Annotated in this window: 19 protein-coding genes and 1 pseudogene; 6 read left to right on the top strand and 14 right to left on the bottom strand. The window is 68.1% G+C overall.

The genetic code is table 11. The features are described from left to right. Both FHP25_RS41900 and FHP25_RS18515 read left to right on the top strand, forming a co-directional pair. Positions 1 to 115: pseudogene (locus tag FHP25_RS41900) on the top strand (IS5/IS1182 family transposase); the annotation flags it as partial. Between the two features lie 267 nt (positions 116 to 382). Further along, on the top strand, positions 383 to 1066 hold the full coding sequence (locus tag FHP25_RS18515) for a carbonic anhydrase (RefSeq protein WP_408068531.1): 684 nt from the start codon (positions 383 to 385) through the stop codon (positions 1064 to 1066). 3 nt (positions 1067 to 1069) lie between these two features. On the opposite strand, the gene FHP25_RS18510 is transcribed toward FHP25_RS18515, so the two are convergent. From FHP25_RS18510 to FHP25_RS18490, 5 genes are all read right to left on the bottom strand, one after another. Next, positions 1070 to 1876 carry an anti-sigma factor family protein gene (locus tag FHP25_RS18510; protein ID WP_147848429.1) on the bottom strand — a complete coding sequence of 269 codons (807 nt, stop codon included), beginning with the start codon at positions 1874 to 1876 and terminating at the stop codon, positions 1070 to 1072. Further along, the gene (locus tag FHP25_RS18505) at positions 1873 to 2379 is read right to left on the bottom strand and encodes an RNA polymerase sigma factor (RefSeq protein ID WP_147848428.1); all 507 of its coding nucleotides are present in this window, start codon (positions 2377 to 2379) and stop codon (positions 1873 to 1875) included. Before FHP25_RS18505 ends, FHP25_RS18510 begins: the two co-directional genes overlap by 4 nt. Positions 2380 to 2527: 148 nt before the next feature. Then, positions 2528 to 3910: a homospermidine synthase gene (locus tag FHP25_RS18500; RefSeq protein ID WP_231712384.1), complete on the bottom strand. Its 1383-nt coding sequence runs from the start codon at positions 3908 to 3910 to the stop codon at positions 2528 to 2530. Between the two features lie 212 nt (positions 3911 to 4122). Further along, positions 4123 to 5253 (bottom strand): type III PLP-dependent enzyme, encoded by a 1131-nt coding sequence (locus FHP25_RS18495; RefSeq protein WP_147848426.1) that lies wholly within the window; start codon positions 5251 to 5253, stop codon positions 4123 to 4125. A 457-nt stretch (positions 5254 to 5710) separates the two neighbouring features. Further along, on the bottom strand, positions 5711 to 7003 hold the full coding sequence (locus FHP25_RS18490) for an MFS transporter (protein ID WP_147848425.1): 1293 nt from the start codon (positions 7001 to 7003) through the stop codon (positions 5711 to 5713). Positions 7004 to 7189: 186 nt separating this feature from the next. Here FHP25_RS18490 and FHP25_RS18485 point away from each other — a divergent pair, with 186 nt between their 5' ends. Beyond that, the gene (locus FHP25_RS18485) at positions 7190 to 7918 is read left to right on the top strand and encodes a phosphocholine cytidylyltransferase family protein (protein ID WP_147848424.1); all 729 of its coding nucleotides are present in this window, start codon (positions 7190 to 7192) and stop codon (positions 7916 to 7918) included. 78 nt (positions 7919 to 7996) lie between these two features. Further along, a complete protein-coding gene (locus tag FHP25_RS18480) occupies positions 7997 to 8701 on the top strand; it encodes a hypothetical protein (protein WP_147848423.1) in 705 nt (234 codons plus the stop codon). Between the two features lie 4 nt (positions 8702 to 8705). On the opposite strand, the gene FHP25_RS18475 is transcribed toward FHP25_RS18480, so the two are convergent. The 7 genes from FHP25_RS18475 to FHP25_RS18445 all read right to left on the bottom strand — a co-directional run bounded on the left by FHP25_RS18475 (position 8706) and on the right by FHP25_RS18445 (position 16101). After that, entirely contained in the window at positions 8706 to 9989 is a 1284-nt protein-coding gene (locus tag FHP25_RS18475; protein WP_147848422.1) for a TRAP transporter large permease, read from the bottom strand. 13 nt (positions 9990 to 10002) lie between these two features. Beyond that, complete coding sequence (locus tag FHP25_RS18470) at positions 10003 to 10500, bottom strand: TRAP transporter small permease (RefSeq protein WP_147848421.1); 498 nt, start codon at positions 10498 to 10500, stop codon at positions 10003 to 10005. Positions 10501 to 10627: 127 nt separating this feature from the next. Beyond that, on the bottom strand, positions 10628 to 11659 hold the full coding sequence (locus FHP25_RS18465; protein ID WP_147848420.1) for a TRAP transporter substrate-binding protein: 1032 nt from the start codon (positions 11657 to 11659) through the stop codon (positions 10628 to 10630). Positions 11660 to 11743: 84 nt separating this feature from the next. Then, on the bottom strand, positions 11744 to 12172 hold the full coding sequence (locus FHP25_RS18460; protein ID WP_147848419.1) for a MaoC family dehydratase: 429 nt from the start codon (positions 12170 to 12172) through the stop codon (positions 11744 to 11746). Then, positions 12169 to 13887 (bottom strand): N-acyl-D-amino-acid deacylase family protein, encoded by a 1719-nt coding sequence (locus tag FHP25_RS18455; protein WP_147848418.1) that lies wholly within the window; start codon positions 13885 to 13887, stop codon positions 12169 to 12171. Before FHP25_RS18455 ends, FHP25_RS18460 begins: the two co-directional genes overlap by 4 nt. Positions 13888 to 13904: 17 nt before the next feature. Further along, complete coding sequence (locus FHP25_RS18450; protein WP_147848417.1) at positions 13905 to 14693, bottom strand: HpcH/HpaI aldolase family protein; 789 nt, start codon at positions 14691 to 14693, stop codon at positions 13905 to 13907. Between the two features lie 331 nt (positions 14694 to 15024). After that, positions 15025 to 16101 carry a tellurite resistance/C4-dicarboxylate transporter family protein gene (locus tag FHP25_RS18445; RefSeq protein WP_218578438.1) on the bottom strand — a complete coding sequence of 359 codons (1077 nt, stop codon included), beginning with the start codon at positions 16099 to 16101 and terminating at the stop codon, positions 15025 to 15027. Between the two features lie 101 nt (positions 16102 to 16202). Here FHP25_RS18445 and FHP25_RS18440 point away from each other — a divergent pair, with 101 nt between their 5' ends. Together FHP25_RS18440 and FHP25_RS18435 are read left to right on the top strand one after the other, a co-directional pair. Next, complete coding sequence (locus tag FHP25_RS18440) at positions 16203 to 16796, top strand: hypothetical protein (RefSeq protein WP_147848415.1); 594 nt, start codon at positions 16203 to 16205, stop codon at positions 16794 to 16796. A gap of 31 nt (positions 16797 to 16827) precedes the next feature. Beyond that, positions 16828 to 17232 carry a DUF6455 family protein gene (locus tag FHP25_RS18435; RefSeq protein ID WP_147848414.1) on the top strand — a complete coding sequence of 135 codons (405 nt, stop codon included), beginning with the start codon at positions 16828 to 16830 and terminating at the stop codon, positions 17230 to 17232. 182 nt (positions 17233 to 17414) lie between these two features. Here the strand turns inward: FHP25_RS18435 and FHP25_RS18430 are convergent, their stop codons facing one another. Both FHP25_RS18430 and FHP25_RS18425 read right to left on the bottom strand, forming a co-directional pair. Next, complete coding sequence (locus FHP25_RS18430) at positions 17415 to 18209, bottom strand: nucleotidyltransferase family protein (RefSeq protein WP_147848413.1); 795 nt, start codon at positions 18207 to 18209, stop codon at positions 17415 to 17417. A gap of 190 nt (positions 18210 to 18399) precedes the next feature. After that, positions 18400 to 19563 (bottom strand): dATP pyrophosphohydrolase, encoded by a 1164-nt coding sequence (locus FHP25_RS18425; RefSeq protein WP_231712381.1) that lies wholly within the window; start codon positions 19561 to 19563, stop codon positions 18400 to 18402. Between the last annotated feature and the right edge of the window lie 35 nt (positions 19564 to 19598).

Below are 19598 nucleotides of genomic sequence, written 5' to 3'. Positions count from 1 at the left end.
CTGCATCAATCGCCTCAAGCGGTTCCGTCGGTTCGCTACTCGCTACGAAAAGACCGCCCGCAACTACCTCGCCATGGCGCTGATCGCCTGTATCCTCATCTGGATCGGGGTTTGAAAACAGGCCCTAGGACCGGCTATCGGTAGAAGGTGAGTCGCGACTGTCATCCCGAGCGCAGCGAGGGAACTCCCGCGAATGGCGCATCGTGCGTCGCTTGCAGGAGATCCCTCGCTGCGCTCGGGATGACGGGTGTGTCAGCAACCAGCGATGCCAGGTACTGGCGACGCACCCCGCTCGGAACGTCCGCGTCCCTGCGCTTGAGGGCGGGGAATCAAGTCTGCTATTGCCACGTGACAGCCCGCTGCATGCGGCGGCGGCCTGACAATGGCAAGGGCTCCCATGTTTCCTAAACGGCTTGCTGAAGGGTATCGCGCGTTCCTGGACGGCCGCTTCGTCCACGAGCGCTCCCGCTATGAGATGCTGGCCGAGACGGGGCAACGGCCCGAGATCATGGTCGTGGGCTGCGTCGATTCGCGTGTCTCACCGGAAGTCATCTTCGACGCCGCGCCCGGCGAGCTGCTGGTGGTGCGCAACGTCGCCAACCTGGTGCCGCCCTACGAGCCGGGCCGCGATTCGCAGCACGGCACCAGCGCGGCGCTGGAATTCGGGGTGCAGGCGCTGCGGGTCAAGCATATCGTCGTGCTCGGCCATGCCTTCTGCGGCGGCATCCGGGCCTTCGCCGACGAGCAGGAACCGCTGTCGCCCGGCGATTTCATCGGCCGCTGGATGTCGCAGATCGCGCCCGCCGCCCAGACCCTGGGCCCGCGCGCGCCAGACGATGACGGGGCCTATCTGCGCCGGCTCGAGTTCGCCTCGGTCGAGCTCAGCCTGAAGAACCTGATGACCTTCCCCTGCGTTCGCATCCTGGTCGAGCGCGGCAAGCTCACCTTGCACGGCGCCTATTTCGGCGTCGCGTCCGGCCGGCTGCTGGTGCGAGACCCCGCCTCCGGGCGCTTCGAGCCCGTGACCGGCAGCCTGCCCGAGCGGCCGGTCGCGGACCGCTTCTAGAGTCTAGAACCGCATCTTCTCCTTGACCACCGAGGCGATCGGCATCAGGTCGCCGCGCTCGAGGTTGCCGGTCAGGGCGTAGCCCAGCGGGCCCTCCAGCCAGTAGAGCGAGCGCACGCCGTTCTGGTCGCGGAACTGGACGGTGGTGCCCTCGTTGTTGGCGTTGGACACCAGATAGACCATCACCCGGCGGCCGGCCTTGTCCTCGTAGATGAACAGGCAGGCCGGACCGTCGCTGCTGGGCAGCAGGCGCCCGCCCAGCAGCGTCCAGCCCAGCGCGGTGAGGTCGGGCGGCCGCACCTTGGTCTTCATCTTGTTCGACAGCCACTGGGTCAGGTGATCGACGTCGGCCGCCGGCACCTCGACCGCGTGGCGCTTCTCGGCCACGTAGACCTTGAACGCTGTCTGCGCCTCCAGCGGCAGCGTGGCTTGCAGCGTATCGTCGGCGCCGTCGTCGCCCAGGTAGCGCGCCGCCCCGAAGCCCAGCGCGGCGCCGATGGCAAGAATGGCGAAGGACGCGGCGGCACGCATGACCCAGCCGCCCAGCGACCAGGCGGGGGTGGCGCGCTGCCGGCCACGGGCGATCGCCGCCGTCAGCCGCGGCGGGATGGGCTCATCGAGCACCGGATCGAACAGGGCCGACAGGCGGCGGTTCTGCTCCGCCCAATCGGCGGTGCGCGCCGCCGCCTCGGAGTCGGCCTGCAAATAGGCCTCGACCATGCGACGGCGGGCCGGATCGAGGTGGCCGTCGACATAGGCGTGCAGATCGTCTTCCCGCACGGGCCCGTCCGCGGCACCCAGCGTACTCATGTCACGCTCCTCGGCTGGGCGGCGCGCTCGCTGCCAGACAGCTGCATCAGCCGGTCACGCGCCCGCGACAGACGCGACATGACCGTGCCGACAGGCACACCCAGCACTTCCGCCACTTCGGCGTATTGCAAGCCTTCGAGGGCAACCAGCAACAGCACCTGTCGATGCTCCAGGGACAGCAGCTTCAATGCCGCCAGGGTCTCGCTGGCCATCAGCCGTTCGACCTGGGACGAAGGCCGGCTGGGTTCCGGCACCTCGTCGATGGTCGCCAGGCGCGGCCGGGATGCGGCCCGGCGTTTTTCGTTGGCGTTGAGGTTGTGCATGATGGTGAACAGCCAGGCCCGCAAATTGCCCGGCTGCCGCCAGAGATGGGCTCTCGTAAGCGCCCGCTCCACACAATCCTGCACAAGATCATCCGCCGAGGCTGCATCGCCGGTCAGCGCGCGCGCGTAGCGCCGCAAAGCGGGTACGTGCTGGGGCAACAGATCGGCGACTTCGCTCAAATGTTACTCGACGGGCCGGCCGCGTCATGCCGCCGGCCCGTCGCCTCTAAGAACACGGTGCATTCTGCGCTATTCCGGCGTCAGCGCAAATGCAGGCATGCAGCCGCCGCAAGGATGAGCGACTGCTCTGCGTACCCCCAAGTAACCCCTAGGCGACACGAAAATTCCGGAACTGCCACGGATCTTCGTTGTCGAGGTCCTCGGGGAACAGCTCGCCGCGGCCGTCCAGCGGCGTCCAGTCCGAGTAGCGGCCCACGACCGGGCCGAGATAGGGCAGGCAGATCTCGAGGTTGCGCTCGAAATCGATCTCGTCGGCCTCGACGAGGCCGGCCTGCGGGTTCTCAAGCGCCCACACGATGCCGCTCAGCACCGGCGCGCAGACCTGCAGGGAGGTGGCGTTGTTGTAGGGCGCCAGCTTGCGCGCCTCCTCGATGGAGAGCTGCGAGCCGTACCAGTAGGCGCCCTTCTTGTGGCCCATCAGCAGCACGCCCAGCTCGTCGATGCCGCTCTCGATCTCGTCGACCATCAGGCGCTGGCGCTTCTGCTGGACCAGGTTCTTGCCCATGATCTCGTGCATGGACATGATCGCCTGGTCGCAGGGATGGTAGGCGTAGTTCACCGTCGGCCGATAGGCCACCCGCCTGCCGTTGCGCACGGTGAAGTAGTCGGCCATCGAGATCGACTCGTTGTGCGTGATGATGAAGCCGTGGAACGGCCCCTCCTTCGGCGTCCAGGTGCGCACGCGGGTGTGCAGGCCGGGCCGGTTCAGGTAGATCGCCGCGCCGCAGCCGAAATCGTGCCGCGCCCCGTCGCGCGGCAGCGCCTTCTCGTGCGTGCCCCAGCCCATCTCGGACGGCTGGCCGCCCTCGGCGACGAAGCCGTCGATCGACCATGTGTTGACGAACTCGCCGATCTCCTTGGGCTTGCGCGAGACCTGCGTGTCGCGCTCGGCGACATGGATCACCTTGACGCCGAGGTCGCGCGCCAGCTCGGCCCAGCCCTGCCGCGTGGTCGGCCTGGCCGTCGCATGGCCGGTGTCGCGGGCGATGTTCATCAGCGCCTGCTTGGTGAAGTGCGACACCAGGCCGGGATTGGCGCCGTGCGCGATCACCGCGGTCGTGCCGCCCTTGAACTTGTCGCGCAGCGCCAGCATGTGCTCGCGCAGGGCGTAGTTCGAGCGGTGCGACACCGGCAGGCTCGGATCGGAGTAGCCGCCCGGCCAGGGCTCGATGCAGGTGTCGATGTAGAGCGCACCCTTCTCCTGGCACAGCTCGACGAGCGCCATCGACGCCACCTCGACCGACAGGTTGACCACGAGGTCGCCCTTGCCGATGCGCTTGTCGAGCACCTGGCGCAGGTTGTCGGGGGTCAGGCGCTTGCGCACGAAGGCGACACCGAAACGCGCCAGCTCGGGCGCGCCGCCGCGGTCCTCGGCCGCGACCACCGTGATCTGTGACGGCTTCATGTCGATGTGCCGCAGGATCAGCGGCAGCACCCCCTGGCCGATCGAGCCGAAGCCGATCATCACCATGCGGCCGCCGAAAGCGGCGTGCTTGCGATAGGCCGGCCGGCCGACCGGACGCGCCGCCTTGCGGGTTGCTTTGGAACGCGCCGAAGCGGCGGCCTTCTTCGCCGTTTTTGCCATCATGCTCTCCTGAAAAAACGCGAGGTTGGAAGTGGTCGAACGCGAAACGGGGCCCTTTCAGGCCCCGTTTCCTCCCGCGCGCGCTTGAGGCGCGCGGGTCAGATGCAATAGGCCTTCAGGGGGGCAAACCCATTGAAGCTCACCGCAGAATACGTCGTCGTGTAGGCACCGGTCGCCTGGATCTCGACCTTGTCGCCCACCTTCAGCGCCAGCGGCAGCCTGTACTCGGTCTTCTCGTACAGGATGTCGGCGCTGTCGCAGGTCGGGCCGGCCAACACCACCGGGCCGGTGCGCCCGCCGTCGCGCGGCGTGGTCAGCCGGTACTTGATGCTCTCGTCCATCGTCTCCGCCAGGCCGCCGAACTTGCCGACGTCGAGATAGACCCAGCGCTTGCGGTCGCTGGCCGACTTGCGCGAGATCAGCACGACCTCGCTCTGGATCATGCCGGCGTCGCCCACCATCGAGCGCCCGGGCTCGATGATCACCTCCGGCATGCGGTTGCCGAAGTGCCGCACCAGCGCGCGCTGCACGGCCTCGCAGTAGGCCTCCAGCGGCTGCACGTCGGCGCGGTAGCGGGCCGGGAAGCCGCCGCCGAGATTGACCATCTTCAGGTCGATGCCGGTCTCCGCCAGGGCGTAGAACATCTGCGACACCTGGGCCAGCGCCCGGTCCCACTGCTCCAGGTCGGTCTGCTGCGAGCCGACATGGAAGGAGACGCCGTAGGGCTCCAGCCCCATCTCGGCGGCGCGGCGCAGCAGGTCGCGCGCCATCTCGGGGGCGCAGCCGAACTTGCGCGACAGCGGCCACTCGGCGCCGCCGCAATCGACCAGCACGCGGCAGAAGACGCGCGCGCCGGGCGCCGAGCGGGCGAGCTTCAGCATCTCCGCTTCGCTGTCGAAGGCGAACAGGCGCACGCCCTGCTGGAAGGCCCAGGCGATGTCGCGCTCCTTCTTGATGGTGTTGCCGAAGGAGATGCGGTTGGCGTCGACGCCCTGGGCCATGCACTGCTCGATCTCGCCGCGGCTGGCGGTGTCGAAGCTCGAGCCGAGCTTGCCCAGGCGCGACAGCACTTCCTGCGCCGGGTTGGCCTTCATGGCGTAGAAGATCTTCGCCTGCGGCAGCAGCTCGCGCATGCGCTTGTAGTTGAACTCGACCACGTCGAGGTCGATCACCAGGCACGGCGTCTCGGGCTGCTTGTCGCGGAGAAAGCGTCGGATGCGGTCAGTCATGTCGAAAAAATCCGTATCTACAGGACGTGGCGCCAATGCGGGTGGCTGCCTTGCAGCCAAGCCCGCAAAGCCTTCCCCTGCTGCGCTGCGAGCAGCGATCAGCAGGAGGCGCACATACTGGAGAGCGGGATCTTGCGGCTCATCAGGCAGCCGCAAGACACCGGGCTGGTGTCGAACGGCAGTGAGACGAGGACACGGGGCACGCGCCCCGCACAGAGAGTATGCATGACAAAGGGTCCCTTTCGGAGCCGGTCTGAGCCGGTATTTCCAAGAAGGACGCTTTCCGTCGTTGCATAACCACAATGGGCCATAGGCACGTGCGTGGGCGTCTGGAAACGCTAATTACCCCTAATTGTGGCTTTCGCAAGTGCAAACCGACTCGACAATGAGATTCGAGTCACTTTTCTTGGGATAGCGTGGCGCCGTCGCAACACCACACGCGCAAGACGAGTGGTCGTCAGTCGCCGGCAGCGGACGTCGCCGCCGACACCGGCAGCGGGATCGACGCAGCCAGGAAAGCCATCGGCAGCAGCAGCACCGCCGCGCATCCCATCGTCAAGGGAATGCCGATGCGATCGGCAACAATGCCCCACAACGTCTGGCCGACCGTGAGGCTGCCGAAGAACACGATCTGATGCACAGCCATGCCGCGCGCCCGTACCCAGTGCGGCAGCAGGTTCTGAGTCGCGACGTTGTTGTTGGCGATCACCACCATCCAGCAGCCGCCGCACAGCGCCAGGCCGACGCCGACTGCGACAACATGCGGCACCGCCGCGCCCAGCGCGATCGCGGCGGCCGCCGTCAGCATGGCGGCGATGTTGGCGCGGTCGGCGCCCAGCCAGGTGTTGAAGCGCGGCAGCATCATGGTGCCGCCGACCGCGCCGACGCCGAAGCTGGAGAACAGGACGCCGTATTGGGCATCGCTGAGCTGCAGCGTGCGGCCGATCAGCGGCAGCAGCGTAGCGAAAGCGATGGCGGGGACGAAGAAGCACATGGCGCGCGCCCAGACGCGCCACAGCGCCGGCGTGTCGCGGATGAAGGCGAAGCCGGTGACGAACCCAGCCCACAGGCTCTCCGAGCGCTGCTGCGCGCGCGCCTCGGCCGGCCGGCGCCAGCTCGCGATGGCGCCGATCAAGGCCAGGAACGTCAACGCATTGGTGGCGAACAGCGCGAAGACGCCGGCAACGGCCTGCAGCACCTGGCCGATGACCGGGCCTACGGTGCGCGCCAGGTTGAAGGCGGCGCTGTTGAGCGCGATCGCCTGCGGCAGGTGGCGGCGACCGACGATCTCGGGCACGACGGCATGCCAGGCCGGACCGTTCATGGCATTGCCGATGCCGACGCAGGTCATCAGCGCCAGCAGGTTCCAGTGATCGAGCTTGCCGATGGCGGCCAGCACGGCCAGCGCCGCCGCCGCCAGCATCATCCAGATCTGGCAGGCCAGGATGTAGCGGCGGCGATCGAAGCGATCAGCCAGCACGCCGGCAGGGAAGCCGAACAGGAATACCGGGCAGGTCGTGGCCACGGCCATGGCGGCGACGAACAGCGCCTTGTCCCCGGCCGGCGCGATCTCGGTCATGATCCAGCCAGCGCCCGCCGTCTGCATCCAGCCGCCGATGTTGGAGACGATGTTGGCCAGCCACAGCCGCTTGAACGCCGGGATGCCAAGCGGCGCCCACATCGAGAGCGGCGCGGCCGCCGCGGCATCGGATGCGGACGGGGAGGCGGATGTGGGCGATGGGGTGGACATGCCGATCGTATCGGGGGCGATCCAGGCTTTCGTATGATTGATGCAATCTACCGTCGGTGGAGAGCAGTGTCATGGCGGGCCGGCGCATGGCCGCCCTGCTCTCTGTCCCGGCAAAAAAGCCGCGCTGCGGCCGCGTCGCGTCTGCACCTGCCGCGTGCTATAGGCTGCGCCGGAAAGGATTTTTCGATGAAAGCGATCCTGCTCAGCGCCGGCCAGGGGTCGCGGCTGGCGCCGCTGACGGCCGACCGCCCCAAGTGCCTGCTGCCCGTCGGCTCCAAGACGCTGATCGACTGGCAGCTCGAGACGCTGAAGGCCTGCGGCATCGTCGATGTGGCCGTGGTCATCGGCTTCCAGTCGGAGATGATGGAGGCGCACCTGGCCCGCCACGACGCGCCTGACTTCCGCGTGCGGCCGCTGTTCAATCCCTTCTACAAGGTGGCGGACAACCTCGGCTCCTGCTGGATGGCGCGGGCCGAGATGGCGGGCGACTTCCTGATCGTCAACGGCGACACGCTGTTCGAGGCCGCGATCCCGCGCAAGGTGCTGGCCAGCCCGCCGGCGCCGATCACCATCACCATCGACCGCAAGCCGGCCTATGACGAGGACGACATGAAGATCGTCGAGGAGGACGGCACGCTGAAGGCGGTCGGCAAGCGGCTGCCGCTTCAGACCGTGAACGGCGAATCCATCGGCATGCTGCTGTTCCGCGGCGACGGCCCGCGCCTGTTCGTCGACATGGTCGAGGCGATGATGCGCACACCCGACGGCGCCAAGGTCTGGTACCTGCAGGCCATCGACCGGCTGGCCCGCACCGGCGTGGTCCGCACCTGCCTGATCCACGGCCTGCAATGGGGCGAGGTCGACTTCCCGCCCGACCTCGACCGCGCCCGCGCCATGGTCGTGGCCTGGGGCTGACTGCCTGAGCCTCTCTTGCCAAGGGCGCATCGGCGCTGAAGAATGATCGTCGCCCGGTTGCCTGGGGGGGAGCCGTCGATGATTCCCGACGCCGATCAGATGACGATCCTGCGCCGCTACGCCATGCAGCTGATCGACCAGTATGTCCCGTTCGAGCGCGGCGATGCGAAGTACAAGGAGGTCGTGGAGACCACCGGCTGGCGCAAGGCGCCGGACAATCCGGGGACGACCTGCGGCTTCCTGTGCCATTGGCTGATGTGGAAGCTGGGCGTCGGCGACCCGGCGATCCTCAACTGGACAGACCCGTCGCGGAGCACCAAGTTCCTCGTCGGCGCCAACATCGACAAGATCTGGAACAAGGGCCAGCGCCCGTTCGTGCAGATCGCCGAGCCCTACGCCAAGCCGTTCAGGCAGAACCCGGTGGTCAACATGCTGGAGCTGGGCGCCAGCATGGGCATCGGCGGGCCGCAGCCCGGCGACAGCGTCTTCATCCGCGAGCCCGGCGGCTCGGCCGGCTCCGAGCATGTCTTCGTGTTCCGGCGCGCGCGCAGGACGCCGGCCGGCGTCGAATGGGACACGGCCGAGGCCGGCCAGGACCACGGCACGGATGCCAGGCTGAAGACCCGGACGGTCATGCTCAGCGGCAATTTCCGCGGCTACACGCAGATCTCGGGCAACAGCCCGATCCGCACCATCATCGGCTGGCTCGACCTGTCGCGGGTCGAGTACGACCGGGCCGGCCTGGAGGCCGCCCTCAAGGCGGCCGCCACCGTGTCGGTCTGACCGTCTAAGGGATGAGGCCGGCGCTGCGTGGCAGCAGCAGCGTGATCTGCGGGAAGAGGATGATCAGCATCAGCCCGGCCAGCAGCGCGCCGACATAGGGCATGTAGGCGCGCCAGTGCTGGCCGACGCTGAGGTTGGCGAACTTCAGCGCCATCAGCAGGCCGACGCCCATCGGCGGCAGGAACAGGCCGATGCCGACGGCCGCCGTCTGCACGATGTTGAAGTGGATCGGGTTGATGCCCATCTTCTCGGCGATCGGGAACACCACCGGAATCAGCACCACGGCCGCCGGCAATCCCTCCAGCACCATCCCGAACAGCATCGTGATCAGCGCCGTGGCCATCAGGAACAGCCAGGGCGCCGATTTCAGCGGCCCGAGCACGTCGGCGAGCAGCCGCGGCACCCCTGACACGCCCATCAGGTATTGGAAGACCGACGCCACGGCCAGCAGGAAGACCACCGCCGCGGTGAGGATGGCGCTGTCGTAGGCGAGGCGGAAGATCTCGCGGTACGAGACGTTGCGGTAATAGAAGCGCGCCGCGAAGAAGGCGTAGGCCGCCACCACCGCGCCGGCCTCGGTGGCGGTGAAGATGCCGAGGAAGAAGCCGCCCAGGATCACGATGGGGATCACCATCGGCACGGCGGCACGCCGGGCCGAGGCCGCGAGGAAGGACACGCTGGGCCGCGTGTCGACCGGCCAGTCGTAGCGGCGGGCGCGGAAATAGACCAGCACCATCAGGCACAGCATGATGGTGGCGGCGGGGATGAAGCCGCCCAGGAACAGCGCCACGGCCGAGGTGTTGGTGACCTGCGCGATCACGATCATGAAGATCGCCGGCGGCACCAGCATGCCCATCGCCGTACCGGCGGCGATCAGCGAGGCCGAATCCTCGCGCTTGTAGCCGGCCTTGGTGAGCGGCGGCATCAAGGTCGAACCCAGGGCGGACACCTCGGCCATCTTCGAGCCGCAGATGTCGGAGAAGAAATAGGCGACGACGATCACCGACATGCCCAGCCCGCCGCGCACCCAGCCGACCAGGGCACGCGCGAAGTCGACCAGCGCATGGCTCATGCCGCAGCGCTCCATCAGCCCGCCGGCGAAGACGAAGGCGGGGATGGCCAGCAGCACCCAGCTCTGCGAGCCGCCCACCAGGCTGGACGGCAGCATCTGCAGCGGATAGCCGCCGATCCACAGGCCGGCGACGCCGGCCACGCCGAGCGAAAAGACGATCGGCATCGAGAACAGGACCAGGACGACGAAGATCGCGGCGACCGCCAGCAGCATCATGGCCGGTCCCCGCTCAGTGGGCCGCCGCCGGGTCGGACGGCGGCGCGATGATCATCGAGACGGCGTAGATCGCCAGCAGCGCGCCGCCGACCGCCGACGAGGCGTAGAGCACGGCAAGATTGATCTCCAGGCCGGGCGTCACCAGCGTGCGGTTCAGCAGGCAGAGCTTGACGCCGTACCATGCCGCCAGCCCACCGAAGACGGCGATCAGGCCATGATGCACCCGGTCGATCCAGCGCCTTGCCGCCGGTGGCAGGCGCGGCGTCAGGATGTGCAGGGTGAAATGCGCCCGCTCGCGCACGCCCACCGCCGCGCCCAGCAGGGTCAGCCATGCCAGCATCATCTCGCCCACCTCCTCGACCCAGGTGAAGCGGATCGGGTCGACGTCGAGCCAGTCGGTGACCTCGACCATGACGTAGCGCAGGAAGACGCCGATCAGCAGGTTGACACAGGCGCCCAGCAGCAGGATCGCGATCACGATCCTGGGGATGGCGGCGAGGGCTTTTGTCATGCCGGTCCCGCGTCGTCGAGGAAGTCCCTTTGGACCGCGCGCGTCCACGCGCGCTCGTGATCCGGCGCGTTCGCGCCGGTGCGCGCGTGGACGCGCGCGGTCCAAAGCATGAGATCCTGCGCCACGCTCACGCCTTGACCGCGTCGATCTCGTCCCACAGCGCGCCGTATTGCGTCTTGTAGGCGGGCCAGATCCTCTCCTGCGCCACCTTGCGGAAGGCCTCGACGTTGCCCTGCACGACGGTCATGCCCTTGGCGCCGAGAAGCTCCTTGGCCTTGTCGAAATTGTCGACCGTCTCGGTGAGCTCGCGGATCCTGGCCTGGGCCTCGCGGCTGAGGTCGAGCATCAGCTTCTTGTGGGCGTCGGCAAGGCCGTTCCAGATCTCCAGGTTCATGACGTTCACGGTCGGCCCGTAGTTGTGGAACGTCATGGAGCAGTATTTGGAGACCTCGTAGATCTTAAGCGCGAGCTGGTTCACGATCGGCAGGTCGCCGCCGTCGATGACGCCCTGCTTGGCCGCCGAGATCACCTCGCCCCAGGCCATGGGCACGGCGTTGCCGCCCAGCCCGTTGATCGTGTCGCCGAACACCTTGGCCTGCTGCACGCGGATCTTGGCGCCGCGCAGGTCGCGGGGCTCGACGATCGGCTTGCGCGTGGTCCAGAAATGGCGGAAGCCGTAGTCGAAGAAGCACAGGACCTTGAGCTTGTACTTGTCCTGGAAGGACTGATCGAGCTTGTCGCCGATGGCGCCGTTGAACATCTTGTAGGCGTGGTCGTAGCTGCGCACGAGATAGGGCACCAGGAAAACGCCCATCTCGGGAAACACGGTCGCCGCCGCGCCGGCAGGATTGCCGATGGCGATGTTGCCGGCCTTCACCGCGTTCATGATCTCCAGCTCCTTGCTCAGCAAGGTGCTGCCGTGGAATTCCATCGCCAGCTCGCCGTTGGAGCGCTTCCCCACCTCGTCGGCCATCCAGGCGAAGGCGATGGCGGCCGACTCGGGAACGGCGTTGATATGCGCCATCACCAGCTTCTTGGGCTGGGCCTGGGCGAGCACCGGAGCCTGGCCGGTAGCGAGGATGCCGGCCATGCCGGCGAGCGATCCACCCAGAACCCTGCGCCGCCGCACGGCGGACACATCAGCACGCATGCTGGACATGACGTTTCTCCCGTTCGCCCAACTCGCGATTGCTTGTGATTGCCGGCGAGTATAGCAGACGGTCCCCGCCGGGATAGCCGCCGCCTACAACGCGTCCGTCAGCAGCACGCGGCCCTTGGCGCCGACCGCGGTGCGGCCGTCCTGCGTCTGCAGCCGGCCGCGCAGATCAACGAGCTCGCCACCCGATCGGCCGGCCGGGCGGACGCGCACCACCAGCCATTCCAGCTTCACGCGCTGGTCGGCCGGCACCGCGCGCATGAAGCGGAATGTGAACTCCAGGCCCAGCATCGCGCCGCGCGGCGCGAAGTGCGTCGCCACCAGCCCCAGGAGCAGCGACGTGGTCTGCGGCCCGCTCGCGATCACGCCGCCGAACCGCGTCGCTGCGGCGAAGGCGGCATCATGGTGCAAGGGATTGGCATCGCCGGCGGCGGTGGCAAACGTCGACACCGATGCCGGCGTCAGCAGGATCTCGGTGCTGAACCGCTCGTGCGGCCGCGCCCGGGCGGGCGTCACGATGCGGCCGGCGCCAGGTGCCGGCCGCGCGAGGTGGTGAAACGGTCGAGCACCGCGCCGGGCCCCTTGGCATGGCGCACATAGTCGCGGCCGTCGAACGTCCTGATGCCGTTGCAGAACACGCTGTGCACGCCGATGGGGCGGCGGATCGTGCGCCTGCCGCCGCCGGGCAGGTCGGCGACGCGCTCGGCCGGCGTGACGCCCACGGCCTGCGGATCGAACAGCATCAGGTCGGCATGCGCGCCGACGGCGATGCGGCCGCGGTCGGCGATGCCGTAGAGATCGGCGGGGTGGCTCGTCAGGCGTCGCACGCCCTCGACGAGATCGAAGTCGCCGCGCGCGCGGACCCAATGCGCCAGGAAGTGCAGGCCGAAGCCGGCGTCGCACATGTAGATCAGGTGCGCGCCGGCATCCGACAGCGCCACGACCCCGGCCTCGTGCTTCAGCAGCCTGGCCACGCCGTCATCGCCGACATTGAGGAACCGTCCGAGGAAGGCCGTCTGCAGATCCTCGGCAAGGCTCATGTCGAGCACGACATCGAGCGGATCGCGGCCCTCGCTGGCGGCGATCTCGGCCACCTGGCGGTTGACGTAGCGCGCATGGGCCGGCTGGTGCGCGACCGCGACCACCACGCGGTCCCAGTTGCCTTGGAAGATCATGCCCGGCCGCGGATGGCTGAGATTGTCGCGGAACTGCGCCCGCCATGACGGATCGCGGAACACCGCCGCCAGCTGCGCCGGGCCGTAGGCCTTGATCGGGTCGAACGCCGCGTGGCTGTAGAACGGGTAGGCGTTGGCCATCGTGAAATCGAACGACAGCGGCTGACAGGGGATCTGCACGTAGAGGCCGTTGCCGCGCTGCTGGGCGGCGGCGCTGGCCTCGAAGATGCGCAGCGCCCGTTGCGGCTCCTGCTCGTTGTACATGGCCATGCCCGTGCCCTGGAACATCGGCCGGCCGTGCCGGGCCACGAGCGGCTCCAGGGTCTCCGGCGGCGTGGCGCCCGAGGCGATCGCGATCACGCCGCGGCCGCGCGGCCCCATCGCCCCGATCAACGCGTCCAGCTCGGCAAGGTCGCTGATGGTCGACGGCATGGGTACGCCGCCGTAGCCGGAATGGTTGAGCGAGTAGGACGCGCCAAGGCCGATCGCGCCCTGGGCCATGGCATCGGCGACGATGGCCTTCATGCGCGCCAGCTCTTCGGGGCTCGCCTGCTTGCGCGTCGAGGCCTCCTCGCCCATCACGGCGGTGCGCACGGTGGAATGGCCGACCAGCACCGCGACATTGGCATAGGCGCCGCGCTTGCGCAGCGCCGCGAGATAGTCGCCGAAGCTCTCGAAATCCCACTGGATGCCGCAGCGCAGCGACTCGAGGTCCATGCCCTCGACCACGGACAGGTTGCGGATCACGAGGTCCCGCGCCGCCGGCGGTGCGGGCACGATGCCGAACCCGCAATTGCCCATCACCGCCGTCGTGACGCCCAGGGACGGCGACGGCGACATGGTGGGATCCCAGGTGATCTGCGCATCGTAGTGCGTGTGCACGTCGATGATGCCCGGCATGAGGGCCAGGCCGCCGGCGTCGATCACCTCGCGCGCCGTGTCCCTGACCTCGCCGACGGCCGCGATCCGGCCATCCTGCACCGCGACATCGGCCTGGCGCGCGTCATGGCCCAGGCCGTCGATGACCGTCGCACCGCGAATGATCAGGTCGAGCATCACCGCCTCCGCCTGGCTCAGGCCAGCTTCACGCCGCGCAGGAACGCCGCCCGGCCGCGCGCCGTCTCCATCAGGAAGCTGAAATCGCTGCCCGACAGGATCATGCGCACGCCCATGCCGATATATTTCTCCATCAGCGGCGGCACGTAGACACCGCCCATGCCAGCCCACTTGCCGTGCTTGCGGCAGGCCGCGATCACCGTCTCGTAGGCCTTCACCACCTCGGGCGTGTCGAGCTTGCCGGGGATGCCCATCTCGGTGGTGAGGTCGTTGGTGCCGATCAGCAGCACGTCGATGCCCGGCACGGCGGCGATGGCATCGGCGTTGGCGATCGCGGCTGGGGTTTCCAGCATCACCACCACCAGCAGCGCATCGTTGACCGCCTTGGTCGCCTCGGCCGGCGGCACCGCCTGGAAGGCAAGCTGCGGCATGGCGCCCGCCACCGACCGATGGCCCACCGGCGGATAGCGCAGCCGGTCGGCGATCATGCGCGCCTCGTCGGCGGTCTCGACATGCGGCACCACGATGCCCATGGCGCCGCCGTCCAGCACGCGCGTCGCCATGTCGTACTGGCCATGGGGCACGCGCACGATCGGCGCGATGCCCACGCCCTGGGCGGCGACCGCGATCTGCACCGCCGTGTCGAGGCCCATCGAGTTGTGCTCCAGGTCGATGAACAGCCAGTCGAAGCCGGCCGTCCTCATCGCCGGCGCGACGTCGACGGTCCGCGCCTGGCGCAGCCCGACACCGAGCGCCACCTCGTTCCGCTTCAGCCGCTCGCGCGCCGCATTGATCAGCTCGACCATCGCTTCCCTCCCTGTCGCGCTGGCCCAGTGTCAGGGTGCGCGGCGGCGAGGGCAACCATCCCGCACGCCCGCGGTGCACAACCCAGCCCGGCCCCGCGGGCATGGGCCAGGGCGTGCACTCACAAGCACCCGGCCACCACCGCAAGTTGGGTCGTTCACGTCCTCCTCGTCGCCCGAAGCGGACGTTCCGCATCGTCGCTCTGTATCGGGAGATGACCCGGCGCCGCCCCTGCCACATCCAGCCTCTTTGCGCCTGGCAGCCGCGCGACATCGGCGATTTGATATCCCGCGCGGCCTGATGCCCCCTCAAGCTTGCTCTGATCGAGCTCCGTCAGCTTCGAGTTTCGTTCGCGGGCGTTGCGGGATTGCGCAGCGCGCGCAGCAGACCGACGAAGACGACTGTCCAGGCGAGAAGCGCCGCCGCGAACATCGCCCGCGGCAGGGGATCGAGGAACGGCAGGTCGAGCGCTCTCGCCATCTCGCGCGTGGCGACTCCGTACATGCCGAGCGGGAACACCGCGCCCCAGTAGAGCGGATCGTATCTGAGCGGGAACCGGCGTACGACGTGTCGCCAGACGCCCAGCACCAGTAGCATCGGGATCCACCATGTGCCGGTCGCCCAGTAGAACACCGTGAAGCCCTTCAGGAAGGGCAGCAGCGAGGAGAGGAAAGGCGCGTCCGGCGTGTTCTCCACGAGCCGCGCCCCGGCGAGCGTGGAGATCGCCATCGCGCCCATGTTGATCCAGTAGGGCGGCGAGAGATCGCCCGGCGAGAAAGCGAAGAAGCTGTAGCGATAGAAGATCAGCGAGATGATCCAGATGTAGAACATCCCGCCCCACAGCCACATCGAGAGCGCGAAGAAGTTGAGCTCGAGCCTGAGCGGCTGCGGCCAGTCGCGTGCGATCAGCGCAGCCAGCACTGCGACCGACTGCGTCGCCACGACCGCGATCAGCCAAGCGCCGGTGAGCCCCTGGTCGAGCGGTGGCTTCTCGCGCCTTACGGTAAACGCGGCGAAGACCGTGTAGGTGAGCGCGATCCACAGCACGACGCCCAGCGCCAGGAAGACCGTCGCCGCCGCCGGGCTCTTCGCGATCAGCAGGATCTGCACGCCCAGGATGCAGGAGCCTGCCACCGTGGTGAAGAAGCCCGGCGCCTGGCGGTGCGAGGTCAAGTCTGAAACGAACAGGCGCGGATAGCGGATCGCGCGCAGAACTGTCAGCGCCGCGATCGCGACGTAGGCGGCGATATTGAAGACCAGCAGGCCGATCGCGAGCGCGCCGAGCTCGAAGTCCCACGCGCCGATCGAGACGATGCCCGTCGCCATCACCAGCGCGAAATAGGCTGGTGAAAGCTGCTTCACGGCGTCGAGGCGGCCGACGAGCGGTTGGATCGCAAGGCGCATTTGCATACCGACATTGTACGAAGCGCCGGCTGAGCCATCACCGCATTGATCCATGTCAATGTTCTGTGGCCGCAAGAGGGGCAGAATATCACCTTGGGAGCAGACCTATGGCCTTTATCGAAGCGGTCAATGCCTGTGCGGTTCGACCAGAAGCCGGACAATCGCTTGTGGGCCGGTTGCGCGCACGGATCGCCAACCTCGAGCGCATCCTTCAGCGCGACAGCACTGGCATGGTGGGCAAGCACGTGCTGGCGCCGATGGCCGAGCGCCTCAAGCTGCTTGAGAAGGCGGTCCAAAGGATCGGCATCCAGGACTGGAACTGCCCTATGGTCGGTTCGTTCGCGCGCGAGGCCGAAGCGACGTGCATGGCCTGCGCGCATGCGCTCGAATGCCGCTGCTGGCTCGACGGCGCCGTTCGGCCGGACGTCTGGCGCAGCTTCTGCCCGAACATTGCCCTGTTCGAGCTGCTGTCGCACCCGGCGCCTGGGTCGCCCATGTCGGCTTCTGCCGGCGTGGGTTCCCGTATCGCCCGATTGACGCGGCGTACAGCTGCGGCGGTGGCCGCACGGCGGCACGGGCCGTCGCCGCCGGTTGGCGGTCCGAACGACGGTGGTTTCCACCACAGCGCCGACGAGCTCAGGAAGATGCGCGCCGAGGCAAGCCGGCGCGAGGCCCGTGCGTGGCTCGACGCGGGGCTCTAGCGCGGCACCTCGACGAAAGGAGGCAAGGGTCATGACGACGCTCCAGGATCTCCAGCAAACGATCGCTCGCTTCGTCGATGGGAAACGTAAGCGCATGCAGCTGCGGCGCGAAATCGCGCGACTCGAGGGCATGGGGTGCCTCGATGCCGTTCTGGCGGATGCCGGCCTTGTGCGCTCGCAGGTCGGGCCTCTGATCTCAGGATGTGCCGACTCCACGGAGCTGCTGGACCAAATGCTCGCCCGGCTTGGTATCGATGCTGCTCGACTTCCCGTCGAGGACCTGCGCGACATGACGTGGGCCTGCACGACGTGCCGGGACAAGCGTCGGTGTCGCGAATGGCTGTCCGGCACTGGGCAAACGGAATTCCGTACCTTCTGCCCGAATGCCGCGCAGCTCGACCATGCCTTGTCGAAACACCGTTCGGTCCGCGCGTGACGCCGCATTTCCGAGGCCGGCTTCGATCTCGAGACCGGCAAGTCGCTCACCATCGGCGCCGCTATGCCGGTGTCCTCTCGGACGATGCCGAGGACCGCAGCATCAAGGGCAACCTCGTCTACCGGTTCTGACGGCTGAAAGCGGACATCGATCAGCCTGCGTTTATGAGCACACGGCATACTCTACCGGCGGCGCGACAGGATCTCCTCCACTTGCGCGAGGTCGGAGGGCTTGTCGACGTCGATGGCCGCTTCCGGCTGCGGCAGCACCACGGGAACACCGCGCGCGCCGACCAGGCGCGACAGCTCGCGGAAGGCGCCGCCGAGATCGAGCCGGCCCAGGGCGTAGCGCAGCAGCGGCCACAGGCCGATGCTGGCCGCGATCTTCCATGGCGTCTTGCGGTAGCGCTCCATCCGGACCCAGAAGACGACCGCCTGGGCGCCTTCCGGACTGAGAAAGGCAAAGAGGTTGCAGCCGGAATAGCCCTCGCCGCCCAGCCGGATGAACGTGCGCACCGAGCCGGGATAGGCATTGAGGATGGCGGTGCGGGTCGCCAGCCCCACCGCGACATCGGCATCCGGCGTCACGCCCGCGACGAAGCTGCCGACGATCTCCGGCGTCAGCAGGGCGTGGTCGCTGGTCGTCACCAAGAGCGGAAAGGCGTCGGGCAAGGACCGCATCGCGGCCTCGACCGTGAGCGCCGGCGACGCCTGGGTGGGCATCACCGCGATCTCGCCGCGTGTGACCGCGGCGGCCAGCGCCGGCACCGCATCGACGATCGCCTGGTCCTGCACCGCCAGCACGATGCGATCGATGGCCGGGCTGGCGCGCAGCGCATCGACCACGCGCAGCAGCATCGGCTGGCCGCCGACCACCGCCAGCGCCTTGTGGGGCACGCCGGCAGCCTGCGCCACCGGATCGGCCGCGCCGCGGCTGCCGGCCAGCACCAGCGCGGTGAAGCGTCGGCGGGAGGTCATGGCTTGGCCTCGTCCGCAGGGCATTCGCATATGACCTCGCTGTCACCCCGAGCGCCAGCGAGGGATCTCCTGCGGCAAGGCGCACGGTGCGCTATTCGCGGGAGATCCCTCGCTGCGCTCGGGATGACGGCAAGGGCATATGTGAATCCGCTAGCACCGCCCGCGGACACACCGAGCGCAATCGCTGTCCTCACGACAGCGCCTTCTCGTAGATGCGGTGCGTCTTGTAGACCTTGCCGCCGGAGGAGCGGATGATGTTGTTGGTCGCCTTGTTGTCCTCGAGGATCCAGCCCAGCTCGGCGGTCTTCATGCCGATCCGCTTGCCGTTCTCGCGCAGCGCATCGATCGCCATCATGGCGAGGCCGGCGCCGAGCAGCGGATGGTTGCGGAATTTCTTGCGCACGCCCATCAGCGGCACCCGCGCGCTCCTGGGCTTGTCGACGAGCAGACGCCAGGCAAGCTTCGCCCAGCCGAACGGCAGCAGCCGGCCGCCGAGGTCGCGCACCGCCTCGTTGAGGTTGGCCAGCGCCACGATGAAAGCCACGGTCTCGCCGTCGACGTCGACGAAGATCGCCAGGTCGCGGATCACCACCGGCTTCAGCGTTTTGGCGGCGACGGCGATCTCGGCCTCGGTGAAGGGCACGTAGCCCCAGTTGTCGGCCCAGGCGTCGTTGAAGATGTCGAGCAGCGTGCGCACCTCGGCGTCGAAGCGCTTCATGTCGGCGGTCCGCACCTTGACGCGACCGGCGAACCCGCCACGCTCGATCAGCTTGCGGCCGATGGTCAGCGGCGCGTTCTGGACGTCATAGTCATACGATATGACATCCTTGGCCTTGGCATAGCCCTGCGCCTCTACCCGGGCCTGGGCGTAGGGCGGATGATACGGAATCAGCAGCATGGACCGGCTGTCGAAGCCGCCGATCTGCAGGCCGACCTCCTCGTTGATCGAGAGCGAGAGCGGTCCCCGGCTGCGCTGCATGCCGCTGTCGCGCAGCCACGTCTCGGCGGCGGCAAGCAGCGCCGCGTAGACGGCCGGATCGTCCTCGGCATCCAGGCAGCCGAAGAAACCGGTCGCGTCGTGGTAGCGGTCGAGATGGGCCCGGTCGACCTGGGCCGAGATGCGGCCGACCACGCGTTCGCCGCGCCGTGCCAGCCAGAACCGCACCTCGGCGTGCTGGAAATACGGGTTCTTGCGCGCGCTGAACGTGTCCCGCCGCTCCATGTCGAGATGCGGCACGTAGCCGGCATGGCCGCGGTAGAGGCGCTTGGGCAGGTCGATGAACGCCCGCATGTCGCGCGCATTCTCGATCGGCGTCACGCGAAGCGTGTCGCTCGTGGCAGAGGCGGCAGTCATATGGGGGGACCAACAGTGAAACGGACGCACATCAG

The sequence above is a fragment of the Vineibacter terrae genome (genome assembly GCF_008039615.1).
Classification (GTDB): domain Bacteria; phylum Pseudomonadota; class Alphaproteobacteria; order Reyranellales; family Reyranellaceae; genus Vineibacter; species Vineibacter terrae.
The sequence above is the reverse complement of the archived record's forward strand: the minus strand, read 5'-3'. Positions and strand labels throughout refer to the sequence as shown.

What these genes read in the sequence shown, in the direction of transcription:
- FHP25_RS18475 (WP_147848422.1), bottom strand. Translation starts at nt 9,989, where the DNA reads ATGATGCTGCTGGCGGTCGCCGCGATCTTCGTCGTCCTGGTCCTGTTC.
- FHP25_RS18500 (WP_231712384.1), bottom strand. Translation starts at nt 3,910, where the DNA reads ATGGTGATGATCGGCTTCGGCTCGATCGGCCAGGGGGTGCTGCCGCTG.
- FHP25_RS18445 (WP_218578438.1), bottom strand. Translation starts at nt 16,101, where the DNA reads ATGCAAATGCGCCTTGCGATCCAACCGCTCGTCGGCCGCCTCGACGCC.
- FHP25_RS18495 (WP_147848426.1), bottom strand. Translation starts at nt 5,253, where the DNA reads ATGACTGACCGCATCCGACGCTTTCTCCGCGACAAGCAGCCCGAGACG.
- FHP25_RS18430 (WP_147848413.1), bottom strand. Translation starts at nt 18,209, where the DNA reads ATGACCTCCCGCCGACGCTTCACCGCGCTGGTGCTGGCCGGCAGCCGC.
- FHP25_RS18435 (WP_147848414.1), top strand. Translation starts at nt 16,828, where the DNA reads ATGACGACGCTCCAGGATCTCCAGCAAACGATCGCTCGCTTCGTCGAT.
- FHP25_RS18450 (WP_147848417.1), bottom strand. Translation starts at nt 14,693, where the DNA reads ATGGTCGAGCTGATCAATGCGGCGCGCGAGCGGCTGAAGCGGAACGAG.
- FHP25_RS18470 (WP_147848421.1), bottom strand. Translation starts at nt 10,500, where the DNA reads ATGACAAAAGCCCTCGCCGCCATCCCCAGGATCGTGATCGCGATCCTG.
- FHP25_RS18480 (WP_147848423.1), top strand. Translation starts at nt 7,997, where the DNA reads ATGATTCCCGACGCCGATCAGATGACGATCCTGCGCCGCTACGCCATG.
- FHP25_RS18455 (WP_147848418.1), bottom strand. Translation starts at nt 13,887, where the DNA reads ATGCTCGACCTGATCATTCGCGGTGCGACGGTCATCGACGGCCTGGGC.
- FHP25_RS18490 (WP_147848425.1), bottom strand. Translation starts at nt 7,003, where the DNA reads ATGTCCACCCCATCGCCCACATCCGCCTCCCCGTCCGCATCCGATGCC.
- FHP25_RS18465 (WP_147848420.1), bottom strand. Translation starts at nt 11,659, where the DNA reads ATGTCCAGCATGCGTGCTGATGTGTCCGCCGTGCGGCGGCGCAGGGTT.
- FHP25_RS18440 (WP_147848415.1), top strand. Translation starts at nt 16,203, where the DNA reads ATGGCCTTTATCGAAGCGGTCAATGCCTGTGCGGTTCGACCAGAAGCC.
- FHP25_RS18425 (WP_231712381.1), bottom strand. Translation starts at nt 19,563, where the DNA reads ATGACTGCCGCCTCTGCCACGAGCGACACGCTTCGCGTGACGCCGATC.
- FHP25_RS18510 (WP_147848429.1), bottom strand. Translation starts at nt 1,876, where the DNA reads ATGAGTACGCTGGGTGCCGCGGACGGGCCCGTGCGGGAAGACGATCTG.
- FHP25_RS18515 (WP_408068531.1), top strand. Translation starts at nt 383, where the DNA reads ATGGCAAGGGCTCCCATGTTTCCTAAACGGCTTGCTGAAGGGTATCGC.
- FHP25_RS18485 (WP_147848424.1), top strand. Translation starts at nt 7,190, where the DNA reads ATGAAAGCGATCCTGCTCAGCGCCGGCCAGGGGTCGCGGCTGGCGCCG.